The sequence below is a fragment of the Streptomyces sp. adm13(2018) genome (assembly GCF_008042145.1).
GTDB lineage: Bacteria > Actinomycetota > Actinomycetes > Streptomycetales > Streptomycetaceae > Streptomyces.
Window position 1 is genome coordinate 543,002 of the sequence record NZ_RDBH01000141.1, and the last position, 16,103, is coordinate 559,104.

At 73.2% G+C, this 16,103-nt stretch carries 13 protein-coding genes and 1 pseudogene; 10 read left to right on the forward strand and 4 right to left on the reverse strand.

The genetic code is table 11. The features are described from left to right. Positions 1 to 30 precede the first annotated feature (30 nt). From EAO70_RS30585 to nudC, 3 genes are read left to right on the forward strand one after another with little or no spacing between them, the layout of a single operon-like run. Positions 31 to 3,519, forward strand: a complete 3,489-nt coding sequence (locus EAO70_RS30585; protein ID WP_261993123.1) for an ATP-dependent DNA helicase — start codon at positions 31 to 33, stop codon at positions 3,517 to 3,519. A gap of 10 nt (positions 3,520 to 3,529) precedes the next feature. After that, positions 3,530 to 4,942, forward strand: a complete 1,413-nt coding sequence (locus EAO70_RS30590) for a dipeptidase (RefSeq protein ID WP_148006076.1) — start codon at positions 3,530 to 3,532, stop codon at positions 4,940 to 4,942. A gap of 35 nt (positions 4,943 to 4,977) precedes the next feature. Continuing rightward, positions 4,978 to 5,925: an NAD(+) diphosphatase gene (gene nudC, locus EAO70_RS30595; protein WP_148006077.1), complete on the forward strand. Its 948-nt coding sequence runs from the start codon at positions 4,978 to 4,980 to the stop codon at positions 5,923 to 5,925. Between the two features lie 58 nt (positions 5,926 to 5,983). Here the strand turns inward: nudC and EAO70_RS30600 are convergent, their stop codons facing one another. Together EAO70_RS30600 and EAO70_RS30605 are read right to left on the reverse strand one after the other, a co-directional pair. Next, entirely contained in the window at positions 5,984 to 7,105 is a 1,122-nt protein-coding gene (locus tag EAO70_RS30600; protein WP_148006078.1) for an acyltransferase family protein, read from the reverse strand. A 364-nt stretch (positions 7,106 to 7,469) separates the two neighbouring features. Then, a complete protein-coding gene (locus EAO70_RS30605; protein ID WP_148006079.1) occupies positions 7,470 to 7,712 on the reverse strand; it encodes a mycoredoxin in 243 nt (80 codons plus the stop codon). A 147-nt stretch (positions 7,713 to 7,859) separates the two neighbouring features. On the opposite strand from EAO70_RS30605, the gene EAO70_RS30610 reads away from it, so the two are divergent. The 5 genes from EAO70_RS30610 (at position 7,860) to EAO70_RS30630 (ending at position 11,752) form a co-directional block, all read left to right on the forward strand. After that, on the forward strand, positions 7,860 to 10,037 hold the full coding sequence (locus EAO70_RS30610; protein ID WP_187284103.1) for an ATP-dependent DNA helicase UvrD2: 2,178 nt from the start codon (positions 7,860 to 7,862) through the stop codon (positions 10,035 to 10,037). A gap of 173 nt (positions 10,038 to 10,210) precedes the next feature. Beyond that, positions 10,211 to 10,564, forward strand: coding sequence for a hypothetical protein (locus tag EAO70_RS30615; RefSeq protein ID WP_383428037.1), 354 nt, complete (start codon positions 10,211 to 10,213; stop codon positions 10,562 to 10,564). Positions 10,565 to 10,739: 175 nt separating this feature from the next. Next, a complete protein-coding gene (locus tag EAO70_RS30620; protein WP_148006081.1) occupies positions 10,740 to 11,111 on the forward strand; it encodes a WhiB family transcriptional regulator in 372 nt (123 codons plus the stop codon). Beyond that, positions 11,108 to 11,431 (forward strand): hypothetical protein, encoded by a 324-nt coding sequence (locus tag EAO70_RS30625; protein WP_055600983.1) that lies wholly within the window; start codon positions 11,108 to 11,110, stop codon positions 11,429 to 11,431. The genes EAO70_RS30620 and EAO70_RS30625 overlap by 4 nt, the downstream gene beginning before the upstream one ends. A 138-nt stretch (positions 11,432 to 11,569) precedes the next feature. Further along, entirely contained in the window at positions 11,570 to 11,752 is a 183-nt protein-coding gene (locus EAO70_RS30630) for a hypothetical protein (protein WP_148006082.1), read from the forward strand. A gap of 21 nt (positions 11,753 to 11,773) precedes the next feature. On the opposite strand, the gene EAO70_RS30635 is transcribed toward EAO70_RS30630, so the two are convergent. Together EAO70_RS30635 and EAO70_RS40505 are read right to left on the reverse strand one after the other, a co-directional pair. Then, complete coding sequence (locus tag EAO70_RS30635; protein WP_148006083.1) at positions 11,774 to 13,126, reverse strand: ABC1 kinase family protein; 1,353 nt, start codon at positions 13,124 to 13,126, stop codon at positions 11,774 to 11,776. 70 nt (positions 13,127 to 13,196) lie between these two features. Further along, positions 13,197 to 14,338, reverse strand: a pseudogene (locus tag EAO70_RS40505) (TOMM precursor leader peptide-binding protein). 271 nt (positions 14,339 to 14,609) lie between these two features. On the opposite strand from EAO70_RS40505, the gene EAO70_RS30645 reads away from it, so the two are divergent. Continuing rightward, positions 14,610 to 15,185, forward strand: coding sequence for a M48 family metallopeptidase (locus EAO70_RS30645; protein ID WP_148006084.1), 576 nt, complete (start codon positions 14,610 to 14,612; stop codon positions 15,183 to 15,185). Positions 15,186 to 15,318: 133 nt separating this feature from the next. Beyond that, positions 15,319 to 16,103 (forward strand): TerD family protein (locus EAO70_RS30650; protein WP_148006598.1); only part of this gene is annotated, 785 nt, incomplete at its 3' end.

Genomic DNA, 16,103 nt, shown 5'->3' on the forward strand with positions numbered 1-16,103 from the left:
CTGTCGGTCCACCGCGTTAGCCTCTTTGGGGTGACCGCACGCATCACCGACCCCGAGCAGCTCAAGGAGCTCCTCGGCATCCCCTTCACCCCGGAGCAGACGGCCTGCATCACCGCGCCGCTCGCCCCGCAGGTCGTCGTGGCCGGAGCCGGCTCCGGCAAGACCACGGTGATGGCCGCCCGCGTCGTCTGGCTGGTCGGCACCGGCCAGGTCGCCCCCGAGCAGGTGCTCGGTCTCACGTTCACCAACAAGGCGGCCGGCGAGCTCGCCGAGCGCGTCCGCACCGCCCTCGTCCGCGCCGGAGTCACCGACCCCGACGTCATCGACCCCGACGACCCCCCGGGCGAGCCCCGCATCTCCACGTACCACGCCTTCGCCGGGCAGCTCCTCACCGACCACGGCCTCCGCATCGGCCTCGAACCCACCTCCCGGCTGCTCGCCGACGCCACCCGCTACCAGCTCGCCGCCCGCGTGCTGCGCGAGGCCCCCGGCCCGTACCCCTCGCTGACCCGGTCCTTCCCGACCCTCGTCACCGACCTGCTCGCCCTCGACGCCGAGCTCGCCGAGCACCTCGTACCGCCGGAAGGACTCCTCGCGTACGACTCCGCGCTGCTCACCGCCCTCGCCGAGGTGCGGCTCAGCAACGCCGAACTGCGGAAGATCCCCGAGGCCGCCACCGCCCGCCGTGAACTCCTCGACCTCGTCGTCCGCTACCGCGCCGCCAAACGCTCCCGCGACCTGCTCGACTTCGGCGACCAGATCGCCCGCTCCGCCGAACTGGCCACCACCCGGCCCGAGGTCGGCGCGATCCTCCGCGACGAGTTCCGGGTCGTCCTCCTCGACGAGTACCAGGACACCTCCGTCGCCCAGCGACTGCTGCTCTCCGGCCTCTTCGGCCAGGGCACCGGGCCGCACCCCACCGGGCACGCCGTGACCGCCGTCGGCGACCCCTGCCAGGCCATCTACGGCTGGCGCGGCGCCTCCGTCGCCAACCTGGACGACTTCCCCGAGCACTTCCCGCACGCCGACGGCAGCCCCGCCGACCGGTACGCGCTCTCCGAGAACCGGCGCAGCGGCGGCCGCCTCCTCGACCTGGCCAACGGACTCGCCGCCCCGCTCCGCGCCATGCACGCGGGCGTGGAGGCGCTGCGCCCCGCGCCCGGCGCCGAGGCCGACGGCACCGTCCGCATCGCCCTCCTCCCCACCCACGCCGAGGAGATCGACTGGCTCGCCGACTCCCTCGCCCACCTCGTCCGCACCGGCCGGGAGCCCGGCGAGATCGCCGTCCTGTGCCGCACCGCCACCGACTTCCCCACCATCCACGCGGCCCTCGTCGCCCGGGACGTGCCCGTCGAGGTCGTCGGCCTCTCCGGCCTCCTCCACCTCCCCGAGATCGCCGACCTGGTCGCCGTCTGCGAGGTCCTCCAGGACCCCGGGGCCAACGCCGCTCTGGTCCGCCTCCTCACCGGCCCCCGCTGGCGCATCGGCCCCCGCGACCTCGCCCTCCTCGGCCGGCGCGCCCGCCACCTCGTCCACCGCGGCGACGACCCCGACCCCGAGCAGCGGCTCGCCGCGGCCGTCGAGGGCGTCGACCCGGCCGAGGTCGTCTCCCTCGCCGACGCGCTCGACACCTTCCTCGACTCCGGCGGCGCGGCCGACGACGGCCTCGCCTTCTCCGCCGACGCCCGGGTCCGCTTCGCCCGGCTCGCCGCCGAGCTGCGCGCCCTGCGCGGCTCCCTCGCCGACCCCCTCATGGACGTCCTGCACCGGGTGCTCTCCGCGACCGGCCTCGAAGTCGAACTCAGCGCCTCCCCGCACGCGCTGGCGGCCCGCCGCCGCGAGACCCTCGGCCACTTCCTCGACATCGCCGCCGGCTTCGCCTCCCTGGACGGCGAGGCCAGCCTGCTCGCCTTCCTCGGCTTCCTCCGCACGGCCGTCCAGTTCGAGAAGGGCCTCGACAACGCGCTGCCCGGCGGCGAGAACACCGTCAAGGTCCTCACCGCCCACAAGTCCAAGGGCCTCGAATGGGACGTCGTCGCCGTCCCCGGCCTGGTCACCGGACAGTTCCCCAGTGCCCGCGCCCGCGAGTCGTGGACCTCCCAGCCGCAGGTGCTGCCGCACGCCCTGCGCGGCGACGCGGCCACCCTGCCGGCCGTCGACACCTGGAACGCGAAGGCCCTCAGCGCCTTCAAGAACGAGATGCGGGACCACCAGCACACCGAGGAACTCCGCCTCGGCTACGTCACCTTCACCCGCCCCCGCAGCCTCCTCCTCGGCTCCGCCCACTGGTGGGGCCCCTCCCAGAAGAAGCCGCGGGGCCCCTCGGACTTCCTCCAGGCCCTGTACGACCACTGCGCCGCCGGCCACGGGGACATCGAGGAGTGGGCCGAGGAACCGGAGAAGGACGCGCGGAACCCGACGCTGACCGAGGACGAGGGCGACCGCGCCTGGCCGCTGCCGCTGGACGCCGACGCGCTGCGCCGCCGCAGGGACGCGGCCGAGGCCGTCACGACCCGCCTGGCGGCCCTCGCCCCCCGGGACGACGCCCCGCCCACTGCGGCGCCGGCCGGCGCCCGGGACCCGCGCCCGGAGGACCTCTGGCCGGACGAGGACGAACCCGTCTGGGACGAGGACGAGGAGGCCCTCCCCGAGGACACCCACGCGGACGCGGTCCCCGCACCCCGGGAGCCCGAGGCTGCGGAACCGCCGGAGCCCGAGTCCGGCACGGAACCGCACGGCGGACTCACCCCCGAGGACGCGCGCGCCGTCGCCTCCTGGGACCGCGACCTCACCGCCCTCACCGCCGAACTCCGCCGCGCCCGCGCGACCACCCGCGACGTGGTGCTCCCCGCGTACCTCTCCGCCTCCCAGGTCCTCCGCCTCGCCGCCGACCCCGACGGGTTCGCACAGGAGCTGGCCCGCCCCATGCCGAAGGCCCCGCAGCCGGCGGCCCGCCGGGGCACCCGGTTCCACGCCTGGGTGGAGTCCCGCTTCGAGGAGCTGCCGCTGCCGTTCCTCGGCCCCGAGGACCTGCCCGGCGGGGAGGACTTCGCGGGCGAGCCCGAGATCCTCGACGAACACGACCTCGACGAGCTGAAGGAGGCCTTCGCCCGGACCGCGTACGCCACTCGCACCCCGTACCGCGTCGAGGTCCCCGTGCACCTCTCGCTCGGCGGCCGGGTCGTCCGGGGCCGCATCGACGCCGTCTACCGGGACCCAGAGACCGGCGCGTACGAGATCGTCGACTGGAAGACGAGCCGGGTGCGCAGCGCGGACCCGCTCCAGCTCGCCCTCTACCGGCTCGCCTGGGCCGAACAGCACGGCCTCGCGCCCGAGGAGGTGGCCGCCGCCTTCGTGTACGTACGGACGGGCGAGGTCGCCCGCCCCGCCCGGCTGCCCGGCCGCGCCGAGCTGGAGGCCCTGCTGCTGGGGGAGCCGGCGGCGGCGGAGAGCGGCGAGCCGCCGCGGGGCTCCGGCCATGCCCTCCTGCCGGGCGGGGCACCCCCGGGCGCCGGATAGGCTCGGGGGCATGAGCGAGACCCCGGACAGCGCCGTCCACGCCGTACGCGCGTACATCGAGCAGCACCGTGCCGCCTTCCTCGACGACCTCGGTGAGTGGCTGCGCATCCCCTCCGTGTCGGCGCGGCCGGACCGGTCCGGGGACGTCCGGCGCAGCGCCGAGTGGCTCGCCGCCAAGCTCCGCGAGACCGGCTTCACCACGGTCGAGGTCTGGGAGACGGCCGGCGCTCCCGCCGTCTTCGCCGAGTGGCCCTCCGGCGACCCGGACGCGCCGACGGTCCTCGTCTACGGCCACCACGACGTGCAGCCCGCCGACCGCGAGGACGGCTGGCACACGGACCCGTTCGAGCCGACCGTGGTCGACGGCCGGCTGTACGCCCGCGGGGCCGCCGACGACAAGGGCCAGGTGTTCTTCCACACCCTGGGCGTGCGCGCGCACCTCGCCGCCACCGGCCGCACCGCGCCCGCCGTCAATCTCAAGCTGATCGTCGAGGGCGAGGAGGAGTCCGGCTCCCCACACTTCCGCGCCCTGGTCGAGGAGCACGCCGAGCGCCTGGCCGCCGACGCCGTGATCGTCTCCGACACGGGCATGTGGTCCGAGACCACGCCCACCGTCTGCACCGGCATGCGGGGCGTCGCCGACTGCGAGATCGAGCTGTACGGCCCCGACCAGGACATCCACTCCGGCTCCTTCGGCGGCGCCGTGCCCAACCCGGCCACCGTCGCCGGCCGGATCGTCGCCGCCCTCCACGACGCCGACGAGCGCGTGGCGATCCCCGGCTTCTACGAGGGGGTGACCGAACTCACCGACGCCGAGCGCGCCCTCGTCGCCGAGCTGCCCTTCGACGAGGCCGCCTGGCTGCGTACCGCGAAGTCGCACGGCACCCTCGGCGAAGCGGGCTTCTCCACCCTGGAGCGGGTCTGGGCCCGCCCCACCGCCGAGGTCAACGGCATCGGCGGCGGCTACCAGGGCCCCGGCGGCAAGACGATCGTCCCCGCCTCGGCGCAGCTCAAGCTGTCGTTCCGGCTGGTCGCGGGCCAGGACCCGGACAAGATCGAGCTCGCCGTCCGGGACTGGCTCGCCGGCCTCGTCCCCGCTGGCATCCGGTACGAGATCGTCTTCGGCGCCCCGACCCGCCCCTGCCTCACCCCGCTCGACCACCCGGCCCTCACGGCGGTCGCCGGGGCCATGAGCCGGGCCTTCGACGGCGCCAAGGTCCGCTACACCCGCGAGGGCGGCTCGGGACCGGCCGCCGACCTCCAGGACGTCCTGGAGGCACCCGTCCTGTTCCTCGGCGTCTCCGTCCCGTCCGACGGCTGGCACGCCCCGAACGAGAAGATCGAGATCGATCTCCTCATGAAGGGCGTCGAGACCACCGCGTACCTGTGGGGCGACCTGTCCGCCCCGGCCGCCGAGCGCTGAACCCACACACCGATCCGGGGGAGTTGGAAGCACCTGTGAGCACCTTGAACAACGCGTCGGCGGACCGCCCGATCTCGCTGACCGCCCCGAGCGGGATCGACCGCGCCGCGCACCACCGTCTCGACGAGGCATGGCTCGCGGCGGCCTGGAGCCACCCCACCACCCGGGTCTTCGTGGTCTCCGGCGGGCAGGTGCTGATCGACGACACCCCCGACGGACGCACGGAGCTCGTCATGACCCCGGCCTTCGAGGCCCCGGTCACCGAGACCCACCGCTACTTCCTGGGCACCGACGCCGACGGCGTCTCCTACTTCGCCCTCCAGAAGGACTCCCTGCCCGGCCGGATGGACCAGTCGGCGCGCCCCGCCGGCCTCCGCGAGGCCGGACTGCTGCTGTCGGACCGGGACGCGGCCCTGATGGTGCACGCGGTGGCCCTGGAGAACTGGCAGCGCCTGCACCGTTTCTGCTCGCGCTGCGGCGAACGCACGGTCATCGCGGCCGCCGGGCACATCCGCCGCTGCCAGGCCTGCGGCGCCGAGCACTACCCGCGGACCGACCCCGCGGTGATCATGCTGGTCACGGACGACGAGGACCGGGCGCTGCTCGGCCGCCAGGTCCACTGGCCCGAGGGCCGCTTCTCGACCCTCGCCGGCTTCGTCGAGCCCGGTGAGTCCATCGAGGCGTCGGTGGCCCGTGAGGTCTTCGAGGAGGCGGGGGTCACGGTGGGCGAGGTCGAGTACGTCGCCAGCCAGCCCTGGCCGTTCCCGTCCAGCCTGATGCTGGGCTTCTTCGCCCGCGCGACCTCCTCGGAGATCACCGTGGACGGCGAGGAGATACACGAGGCCCGCTGGTTCTCCCGCGACGACCTGGCCGCGGCCTTCGAGTCGGGCGAGGTCGTCCCGCCGTACGGGATCTCGATCGCCTCCCGGCTGATCGAGCGCTGGTACGGCAAGCCGCTGCCCAAGCCGGGCGACGTGGTCTGAGACGGTCCCGCACCCGGGGACGTCCCCGCCCGGTCGGGCGAGGGCGTCCACGCGGTGTTCACCGGCGCAGCAGGTGCCGCCGGAGGCTCCGGCCGAGCGGCTGCTCGACGAGACGGTGGACCAGGTACGACAGCACGAGCATCCCGAGCAGTACGGCGGTGAGCAGCACCCACGGGGAGACCTCCGTCCCGAAGCGCGCGAAGAGCTCCCAGCCGATGACCTCGTGCAGCAGGTACAGGGGATAGGTCAGCGCCCCGGCCACCGGCAGCCACCGCCAGCGGATGCCGGAGAGCCTGCCGGTCGCGACGAGCGCCATCAGCCCGAAGAAGGCGGCGAGCACGACGAGCACCGGCCACGTCGGCCGGTCGCCGAGGAAGGTGAGCTCCTCGGACCGTTCGACGGAGGGCGCGAGCGAGGCGCAGTAGCAGATCCCGACGACGCCGAAGAGCATCAGGTTCGGGCGGAACCGGTACATCAGGTAGAAGGCCATGCCCGCGATGAAGAACCAGCTGTACCCGGGCATGAGCAGCAGCTTCAGGGGACCGGGATCGGCGGGGGAGACCAGGACGCTCGCCGCTCCCCACACGCAGCAGAACAGCAGCACCCGGCGGTAGGTCAGGCCCCACCAGGCGAGCACCGTGAAGAGCAGGTAGAAGCGGAGCTCGGCGAAGAGGGTCCAGTAGACCGGGTCGACGGAGCCGGCGCCCAGCGGCTCCTGGAGCATCGTCAGATTGGTGAGGATGTCGTTCCAGGGCAGGTGGTCCCGTCCGCCGGGGATCACCGCGACGGTGACGGACGTGGCGACGACGGCGAACCAGTACGCCGGGTAGAGACGCGTCACACGGGAGACGAAGAACTCCTTCACCGGCCTGCCCCAGCCGCTCATGCAGATGACGAAGCCGCTGATGAGGAAGAAGAACTCCACGCCGAGGTAGCCGTACGAGGCCACGGAGCGGGTGCCGGGGAAGAGCTGCTCGACCGGCGCGGGCCAGCCCTCCCCGAAGGCGAGGTAGTGGTAGCCGACCACCATGAGGGCGGCGACGAGACGCAGGCCGTCGAGGACGTGGAGACGTCCGCGGCCTCGGCCCGCGGCGTTCGGCCCGGGGCCCGGCACACGGCCCAGGGTCACGGAGACGGGCGCGGTGAGCGGGGCGGGGGCTGGGGCTGTCTGGTTGAGCAAGAGGTATCCCACCTGGATATGCAGTCGCAAATCTCGGTCGGAACGAGAGCATAGGTGTGCTGGCTGAGGCCTTACAAAGACCGATAGGCGTGTGACGCTCTTCACGGCGGAAGGGTGTTCCTGGGGTTCGCGCAGGCGAAATCCAGCTCGCACGCTACCTCCCGACCGGCCCGCGACGCCTCCGCTGCGCGGCCACTCCTCGCAGTCTCCCCAGAGGCGTTTCGCGATCTTCACCCGAACTCCCCGCGGCCTCCCCGCCGCCCCGGCCGCGCTGCCCCGTGCGTACGGACCCCGCACGCACGGAACCCCCGGCCGGTCGTGTCACCGGTCGGGGGTTCCGTCTGTGCGCGCGGGGCCGGGTGGCTCAGACGCTGAGCGCCTGCTTCACCTGGGCGAGGCTCGGGTTCGTCAGGGTCGAACCGTCCGGGAAGAGAACGGTGGGGACCGTCTGGTTTCCGCCATTCGCCTTCTCGACGAACGCAGCCGAGTCGGGGTCCTGCTCGATGTTGATCTCGGTGTACGCGATGCCCTCGCGCTCCATCTGGCTCTTCAGCCGACGGCAGTAGCCGCACCACGTGGTGCTGTACATCGTCACAGTGCCCTGCATGGCGAGGCGCTCCTCTTGGTTCGCTGACGGGTGCCGAAGGCAAGAACGTACGTCCCGGTCCGGCCATTCCCGGAATTCGTATGACCGCGTCCACCGCCTGTGGACAAGCCTCCGCGGCGACTCCGGCGGACCTGGCAGCATTGGGGGGTGACAGCAGCAACGCACTCCACTCTCTTCCCACAGGTCCCGGAGACGGCCGACGCGGTGCTCGACGGGCTCGACCCGGAGCAGCGCGAGGTCGCCCTGGCCCTGACCGGCCCGGTGTGCGTGCTGGCGGGTGCCGGCACGGGCAAGACGCGGGCGATCACCCACCGCATCGCCTACGGGGTGCGCTCGGGCCGACTCCAGCCCGCCAGCGTGCTCGCCGTCACCTTCACCAACCGCGCCGCGGGAGAGATGCGCGGCCGGCTGCGGCAGCTCGGCGCGGGCGGCGTCCAGGCCCGCACCTTCCACTCCGCGGCCCTCCGGCAGCTCCAGTTCTTCTGGCCGAAAGCAGTCGGTGGCGAGCTCCCCCGGCTCCTGGAGCGGAAGATCCAGCTGGTCGCCGACGCCGCCGCCCGCTGCCGGATCCGGCTCGACCGGAACGAGCTGCGGGACGTCACCGGCGAGATCGAGTGGGCCAAGGTCACGCAGACCGTCCCCGCCGACTACCCGGCCGTCGTCGCCAAGGCCCACCGGGACGCCCCCCGCGACCCGGCGGAGATCAGCCAGATCTACGCGATGTACGAGCAGCTGAAGCGCGACCGCTCGGTGATCGACTTCGAGGACGTGCTGCTGCTCACCGTCGGCATCCTCCAGGACCGGCACGACATCGCCGACCAGATCCGCAGCCAGTACCAGCACTTCGTGGTGGACGAGTACCAGGACGTCTCCCCGCTCCAGCAGCGGCTGCTCGACCTGTGGCTCGGCGACCGGGACAACCTGTGCGTCGTCGGCGACGCGAGCCAGACCATCTACTCCTTCACCGGCGCCACCCCCGACCACCTGCTGAACTTCCGCACCCGCCACCCGGGCGCCACGGTCGTCAAGCTGGTCCGCGACTACCGCTCGACCCCCCAGGTGGTCCACCTCGCCAACGGACTGCTCAGCCAGGCCCGCGGCCGGGCCGCCGACCACCGCCTGGAGCTGGTCTCCCAGCGCGACCCCGGACCCGACCCCGGCTACACGGAGTACGCGGACGAGCCGACCGAGGCCGAGGGCACCGCCCGCCGCATCAGGGACCTCATCGCCGCCGGCGTCCCGGCCGGCGAGATCGCCGTCCTCTACCGGATCAACGCCCAGTCCGAGGTGTACGAGCAGGCCCTGGCCGACGCCGGGGTGCCCTACCAGCTGCGCGGGGCCGAGCGCTTCTTCGAGCGCCAGGAGGTACGGGAGGCGGGCGTCGCCCTGCGCGGCGCGGCCCGCGCCGGGGGCAACGACTCCCTGCTCGACGACGCCGAGGACCTGCCCGCCCAGGTCCGGGCCGTCCTCTCGACCAAGGGCTGGAACCCCCAGCCGCCCGCCGGCTCCGGCGCCGTCCGGGACCGCTGGGAGTCCCTCGCCGCCCTCGTCCGGCTCGCCGAGGACTTCTCCCGGGCCAAGTCCGGTGCCACCCTCTCCGACCTGGTCGCCGAACTCGACGAGCGGGCCGCGGCGCAGCACGCCCCGACCGTGCAGGGCGTCACCCTCGCCTCCCTGCACTCCGCCAAGGGCCTCGAATGGGACGCCGTGTTCCTGGTCGGCCTCACCGAGGGCATGATGCCCATCACCTACGCCAAGACGGACGAGCAGATCGAGGAGGAGCGGCGCCTGCTGTACGTCGGCGTCACCCGCGCGCGGCTGCACCTCTCGCTCTCCTGGGCGCTCTCCCGCTCCCCGGGCGGCCGGGCCTCCCGACGGCCCAGCCGCTTCCTCAAGGGCCTCCGCCCCGGCTCGGGCTCCCTCGGCACCGTCGCCTCCGGCACGTCCGGCGGGTTCGAGCGCGCCGCCGCCGCCGGACGGCGCAAGCCGCGCGGCCCCGTCCTCTGCCGGGTCTGCGGGACGACCCTCACCGAGGCGGGCGCCATGAAACTGATGCGCTGCGAGGACTGCCCCTCCGACATGGACGAGGGGCTGTACGAGCGGCTCCGCGACTGGCGCGCCGAGCAGGCCCGGGAACTCGGCCAGCCGGCCTACTGCGTCTTCACCGACAAGACGCTCATGGCCATCGCCGAACGGGTCCCCGGCAGCGGCGGGGAGCTCTCCTCGATCTCCGGCGTCGGCGCCCGCAAGCTGGACCGCTTCGGCCCCGATGTCCTGGCCATCTGCGCAGGTGAGGACCGAGGGGCGGGCCTCGACGAGGACTGAGGAAAACTCGTCGGAAAAATAGTTTGCGCCTGCCCCGTCAAGCCCCATAGGTTCTTAACCACGGAAACAGCGGCTTCTGAGAAGCCCTGTCTCTGTGCTGTACTTGTCCAAATAAACATGAGGGTCCGGCTCGCACCCGAGCCCTCCGAGACGCCGAGAGGAGGCGATTCCACGTGATCAGCAACGTCATTCAGACCAGCACCGCCGGCTTCACCAGCCGCGCCGGCTTCGTCAGCACCGCCAAAATGACCGATCGCTCCGTCGTCTCCGCCTGCTCGCTCGGCCTCTCCGGTTCGGCGTTCATTGGCACCGGTCTGCCCGTCTCCGGCCTTGCCGGCGCCGGTCTGCGCCCTGCCGTGGAGCTCCGCAATGAGCGACCGACCAAGGCACTGGAAGCAGAAGCAGCAGGCAAGGCCAAGGCCTATGACTTTGCGGCGACCGGTGCCGGAACCCAGCAGCAGACGACGACGCACGACCACCTGATGTGGGCCTTCCGTGGGCTCGAACCCTGGAGTGATCCAGTCTGATCCATGATCAGACCGGCGCCTTCAGGGCCGCGGAACCCCACCCGGGATCCGCGGCCCTTTTGTTTGTCCCCGAACGGGGACGACGACACGAGGACGCCTCGGGACAGACGCACCCCGGTACCAGCAGAAACCCCGGTCAACAGGCCGGAACGACCAGACGAGGAAAGACACCACCGTGCAACTCGAAGCGCACGCCCCGTCCGTACCGCCTTCCGAAACGATCACCCAGCCCGGCCGCCCCACGGAGGACCCCGCTTTGACCCCCCTCAGCACGCTCACCGCGCTCGACGACGCCATCGAGAACCTCGGCGTCCCCGTCCCCTGTCGCGCCTACGACCCCGAGGTCTTCTTCGCCGAGTCCCCGGCCGACGTCGAGTACGCGAAGTCCCTCTGCCGGACCTGCCCCCTCGTGGCCGCCTGCCTCGCCGGCGCCCAGGACCGGCGCGAGCCGTGGGGCGTCTGGGGCGGCGAGCTCTTCGTCCAGGGCGTGGTCGTCGCCCGCAAGCGGCCCCGTGGCCGTCCGCGCAAGAACCCGGTCGCGGCATGAGCGCCACCGGAACCATCGACCGCCCCCTCACGCACGATCCCCAGAAGCAGGCCCCGATGACCTCTTCCACCAGCGAGCCCGCCGGCTCCGCGACCCCAGTCTTCTTCCCCTCCGCCGCGCCCACCGCGCGTCAGAACAGGACCCGTGAAATGCAACTCGCCCCAGAAGCCCTGGCCCGTGCCCATATGCACGAGCGACACCGCGAGGCCGACGCGGAACGCCAGGCCGTGCGCCTGGTCGCCGCCCGACGCATGCAGCGCCGCGCCGAGCGCGTCTCGCTGCGCGCCCGCCGCGCGCTGGCCATGGCCGTCATGCACTGACGACCCGCGCCGACGACAGCCTCGCGCTGACCCACCCGCGCCCCCAAGGGCGCTCCCCGCGGGGGCCGGTCCGAACGGACCGGCCCCCGCGGTGCGTTGCCCGGACCACGGGGGCCGCACCCGGTTATCGTGACCAGGATGAACGACGCCCGTCCCCCCGAGGGGCCCCTGGTCTGCGACCGCTGCGGCAAGACGGCCGACACCCTGCCGCTGACCTGGACCTGTTCGGTGGAGAACGGCCGGCGGTGCTACTCCTGCGAGGACTGCGCCCGCGCCAACATCCGCGCGATCGAAGGCCGCCTCGACTCCTCCTGGTGGTGAACCCGCCCGGCGCCGGACCCGTCAGTCATCGGCCGCCGCCGCCGTGAAGCCCGGCAGCCACTCCTCCAGCTCGTCCCGCAGCCGCACCGTCGCGTTCAACTGACACAGCACCCCGATGGTGCTCAGCGTCACCCGGTGTATCAGCAGGTACGCGGGCGGCAGATTGAGCTGTTTGCCCAACTGGTGGGCCGGTGAACGCGGGTCCGCGATGCGGGCCGCCTGGGTGCGCATCCAGCCGCGGGTGAAGAGGAACGACTCCGCCTCGGCCGGCTCGATGATCGGCAGCAGGTACTCCAGGACCGCGTCGGGGTCGAGCACCACGCTCTCTCGCACGAAGCCGTCCCCCCGGAGCAACTCGTACACGGCCTCGGCGTCCCCTTCGAGCGTCATCCGCAGACAGGTCCCGATCGTCTCCGGAAGCCCGCCCGGCAACCGGTCGACCGTGCCGAAGTCGAGCACCCCGAGCCGCCAGCCCTCCGGCCCCCCGTCCTCGCCGTCACCCGGAAGCAGCCGGAAGTTCCCCGGGTGCGGATCGGCGTGCAGCAGCCCGGTGCGCGCCGGGCCCGAGAAGAGGAAGCGGGCCAGCAACTGCCCCGCCCGGTCCCGCTGCTCCTGCGTGCCGTCCGCGATCACCTCGGCGAGCGGGATGCCGTCCATCCACTCGGTCACCAGGACCTGGTCGCCCCGGTGGACCACCGCCGGCACCCGTACGTCGGGATCGTCCGCGAACTCCTCGGCGTGCTTCTGCTGGGCCGCCGCCTCCAGGCCGTAGTCCAGCTCCTCCGACACCCGGTCCCGCATCTCGGCGATCAGCGGCTTGATGTCCATGCCCGGAATCAGCGGGCCGAGCAGCCGGGCGAAGCGACTGAGCTGCGTCAGGTCGGAGAGCAGCGCCTCCCCGGCGCCCGGGTACTGCACCTTCACCGCGACCTCGCGCCCGTCGTGCCACACCGCCCGGTGCACCTGCCCGATCGAGGCGGCCGCCGCGGGCTTGTCCTCGAACTCCAGGAACAGCTCCCGCCACTCCGCGCCCAGCCGCTCCTCCAGGACGGTGTGCACCGTCCGCGTCGGCATGGGCGGAGCCGCGTCCTGCAGCCTGGTCAGCGCCGCCCGGTAGGGCCCGGCCACCTCCTCGGGGAGGGCCGACTCGAAGACCGAGAGCGCCTGCCCGAACTTCATGGCCCCGCCCTTGAGCTCACCGAGGACCTTGAACAGCTGCTCGGCCGTGCGCTGCTGGAGCTCGCGGGCGACGATCTCCGCCGATCTCCCGCCGATCCGCTTGCCCAGGCCCCAGGTGGCCCGGCCCGCGAAGCCCAGCGGCAACGCGGCCAACTTGGCGGTCCGGGTGACCGCCTTCCGAGGAAGATCAGACATGCGCGCCCCTCCAAAGCCCAGACTGGCGTACCGCGCAGGGCGGTCGGCCCTGCCGTGCCGCGCAGGGCCGTTACCCCGCCATTGTGTCCTGCGCGTCTCCGGCTGCCGAGGCTCGCTCCCCCTCTCCGTCCCCCGCCGCCCCGCACGGGCAGGCCGGATGCGGTCTCAGCCGCTCCGCACGCCACTCCGTCAACGGCAGCGACGCCTCCCAGCGGGTGCCCGTGCTCGCCGGGAGATCCCCGTCGAGGAAGGCCAGGGCATGGGCGGCGGCCAGCCCCGCCACCGCCGTCGCGAGCCCCAGGTCGCAGGCGGGCAGCGGATGCGGGGCGCCGGAGCGCCACTGGACCAGCAGCCGCGGCCAGTCCGGCTCACGGTCCGTGCGCTCCTCCTGGAGACAGCGCGCGCACGCCGTGCCGCCCGGCAGGACCAGCGGCCCGACGACCCCCGTCGCCTCGACGACCCCCGCGTACAGATGAGGGGTCCCCGTGGTGACCCATCGCTGCGCCGGGAGCGGATCGGGGGCGTACGCGCCGAGACCGTCCCGCGGTGTCACCACGACGAGTGACAGCCCGAGCCCGCCCGAGCCCTCACCCGGTCCGCTCCCGGCGCAGCGATGGGTCACCACGGGGACCCCTCATCTGTACGCGGGGGTCGTCGAGGCGACGGGGGTCGTCGGGCCGCTGGTCCTGCCGGGCGGCACGGCGTGCGCGCGCTGTCTCCAGGAGGAGCGCACGGACCGTGAGCCGGACTGGCCGCGGCTGCTGGTCCAGTGGCGCTCCGGCGCACCCTGCTCGGGCTGCTCGACGGGACCCGCGCTGCCCGCCGGGCCGCCAGGGTCCGTACCGCCCGGTCCGGCTCGGGGTGGACGACGGAGAGCGAGGCGAGGTCGGCGCGGAGCGGGTCGAGGGCGCAGTCCTCCGGCCCGGCCGCCGGCCCGGCCCGCCCCGGCCGCCCCGCCGAGGCGTCGGCGAGCAGCCCCGCCGACCGGAGCCGTCCGAGCAGCCCGTCGAGGCGCCCCTGCGGCAGACCGAGCCGGCCCGCCTCGGCGCGCAGCAGCTCGGTGCCGCGGGTCCCGTCGAGCAGCCCGAGCAGGGTGCCCGTCTCCTGGTCGACCGGATCGAGCACCACCGCGTGCGCGGGGGTCACCCCGAACTGCACACGGCGCAGACTCCGCCAGGCACGCCGCAGCGCCGGCTTCACCATCGGATGCATTTCCCCCGCCCCGCATTCATGATCGACACGTTCGGATCGGCACCGCGCGATCGGCGCACCGCATGATCGGCACTTCATGATCGACAGTTCGTGATCCGCGACGGCCTTTCGCCGTCGCGCTCCGAGAATGCCCCGCCGCCCGGACGGCCGCCGAAAGTTGTCCACAGGCGGCGCGATTAGTCATTCGAATCCCGCGGCTCGTGAGCGGATCGTTGCCGAAACCACTCCGGAGGTGGGACTTCCCGCGCTGACAGCGGGTAACGTCGGGGCCGTGCCCGCCGACTCCCAGCGCAGCGTGACCGACCCCCCGCACCGCGGTGCGGGGACGAGCGCGGTCGAGGTCCGCAGAAGTGCGCGGCGGCGGAGGACCGTCTCGGCGTACCGGGAGGGCGACCGGACCATCGTCCTGATCCCGGCCCGGATGTCCGAGGCCGAGGAGCGCCGCTGGGTCGGTGTGATGCTCGACAAGCTCGCCGCCCAGGAGCGCCGCGGCGTCCTCGGCGACGCCGAGCTGACCGAGCGGGCCCTGCGGCTGTCCGAGCAGTACTTCGGCGGACGGGCCCGCCCCGGCTCCGTGCGCTGGGTCACCAACCAGAACACCCGCTGGGGCTCCTGCACCCCCGCCGAGGGCAGCATCCGCCTCTCCCACCGGCTCCAGGGCATGCCCGAGTACGTGGTGGACTACGTCCTCCTGCACGAGCTGGCCCATCTGCTCGTCCCCGGGCACGGCCCCGACTTCTGGCGGCTCCTGGAGGCGTATCCGCGCACCGAGCGGGCGCGCGGCTATCTGGAGGGCGTGGTCGCCGCCGAGCGGCTGCCGCACTCTCCCCCCGCTCGCGAGGAGTGATCTCGCGGGCACCCGTGGGTGAGCGGGTTTCCCGATTCCGTACCGAAAACGACCTGGCCTGTCTCAATGTCGCAGTCAGCGGTTAGCCTGGCGCGAGCAAATCGCCATTCGGGATGGGGGACGGTCGTTACGCATGGCCAGGGAATTCCAACGCGGCCACAAGGCCAAGATCAGTGATCTCACCGCGGGTACCGACCTGTACGTCGGTGTCCAGATCGCGGCGCCCGGACTGACTTTCGACATCAGCTGCTTCGGGCTCGACGCGGACGAGCGGCTCTCCGACGACCGCTACTTCGTCTTCTTCAACCAGCCGAAGACGCCGGAGGAGTCCGTCCAGCTGCTCGGGGCGCAGTCGGGCGACACCGAGTCGTTCCGGGTCACCCTCGACCGCATCCCCGCGAACATCCACAAACTCTCGTTCACCGCGACCATCGACGGCGCCGGCCAGATGTCCCAGGTCGGCCCCGGCCACCTGCGGATCGTCGCGGGCGGCGAGGAGGTCGCCCGGTACGCCTTCACCGGCGCCGAGTTCACCACCGAGCGCGCCGTGATGCTCGGCGACTTCTACCTCAAGGACGTCTGGCGGTTCGCCGCGGTCGGCCAGGGCTTCGACGGCGGCCTCGACGCGCTCCTGCGCAACTTCGGCGGCGAGGTCGCCGAGGACGAGCCCGCCGCCCCGCAGCAGGCCGCTCCCGGCTTCGCCCCGCCGCCGCAGGCGACGGCGCCGCCCGCCTTCGGAGCGCCCGCGGCCCCCGCCGCGGTCGGCCAGGGCTTCGACGGCGGCCTCGACGCGCTCCTGCGCAACTTCGGCGGCGAGGTCGCCGAGGACGAGCCCGCCGCCCCGCAGCAGGCCGCTCCCGGCTTCGCCCCGCCGCCGCAGGCGACGGCGCCGCCCGCCTTCGGAGCGCCCGCGGCCCC

Excerpts from the sequence above, each read along its gene's own strand:
- EAO70_RS30630 (WP_148006082.1), top strand. The coding sequence starts at position 11,570 with ATGAACGACGCCCGTCCCCCCGAGGGGCCCCTGGTCTGCGACCGCTGC.
- EAO70_RS30590 (WP_148006076.1), top strand. The coding sequence starts at position 3,530 with ATGAGCGAGACCCCGGACAGCGCCGTCCACGCCGTACGCGCGTACATC.
- EAO70_RS30605 (WP_148006079.1), bottom strand. The coding sequence starts at position 7,712 with ATGCAGGGCACTGTGACGATGTACAGCACCACGTGGTGCGGCTACTGC.
- EAO70_RS30625 (WP_055600983.1), top strand. The coding sequence starts at position 11,108 with ATGAGCGCCACCGGAACCATCGACCGCCCCCTCACGCACGATCCCCAG.
- EAO70_RS30635 (WP_148006083.1), bottom strand. The coding sequence starts at position 13,126 with ATGTCTGATCTTCCTCGGAAGGCGGTCACCCGGACCGCCAAGTTGGCC.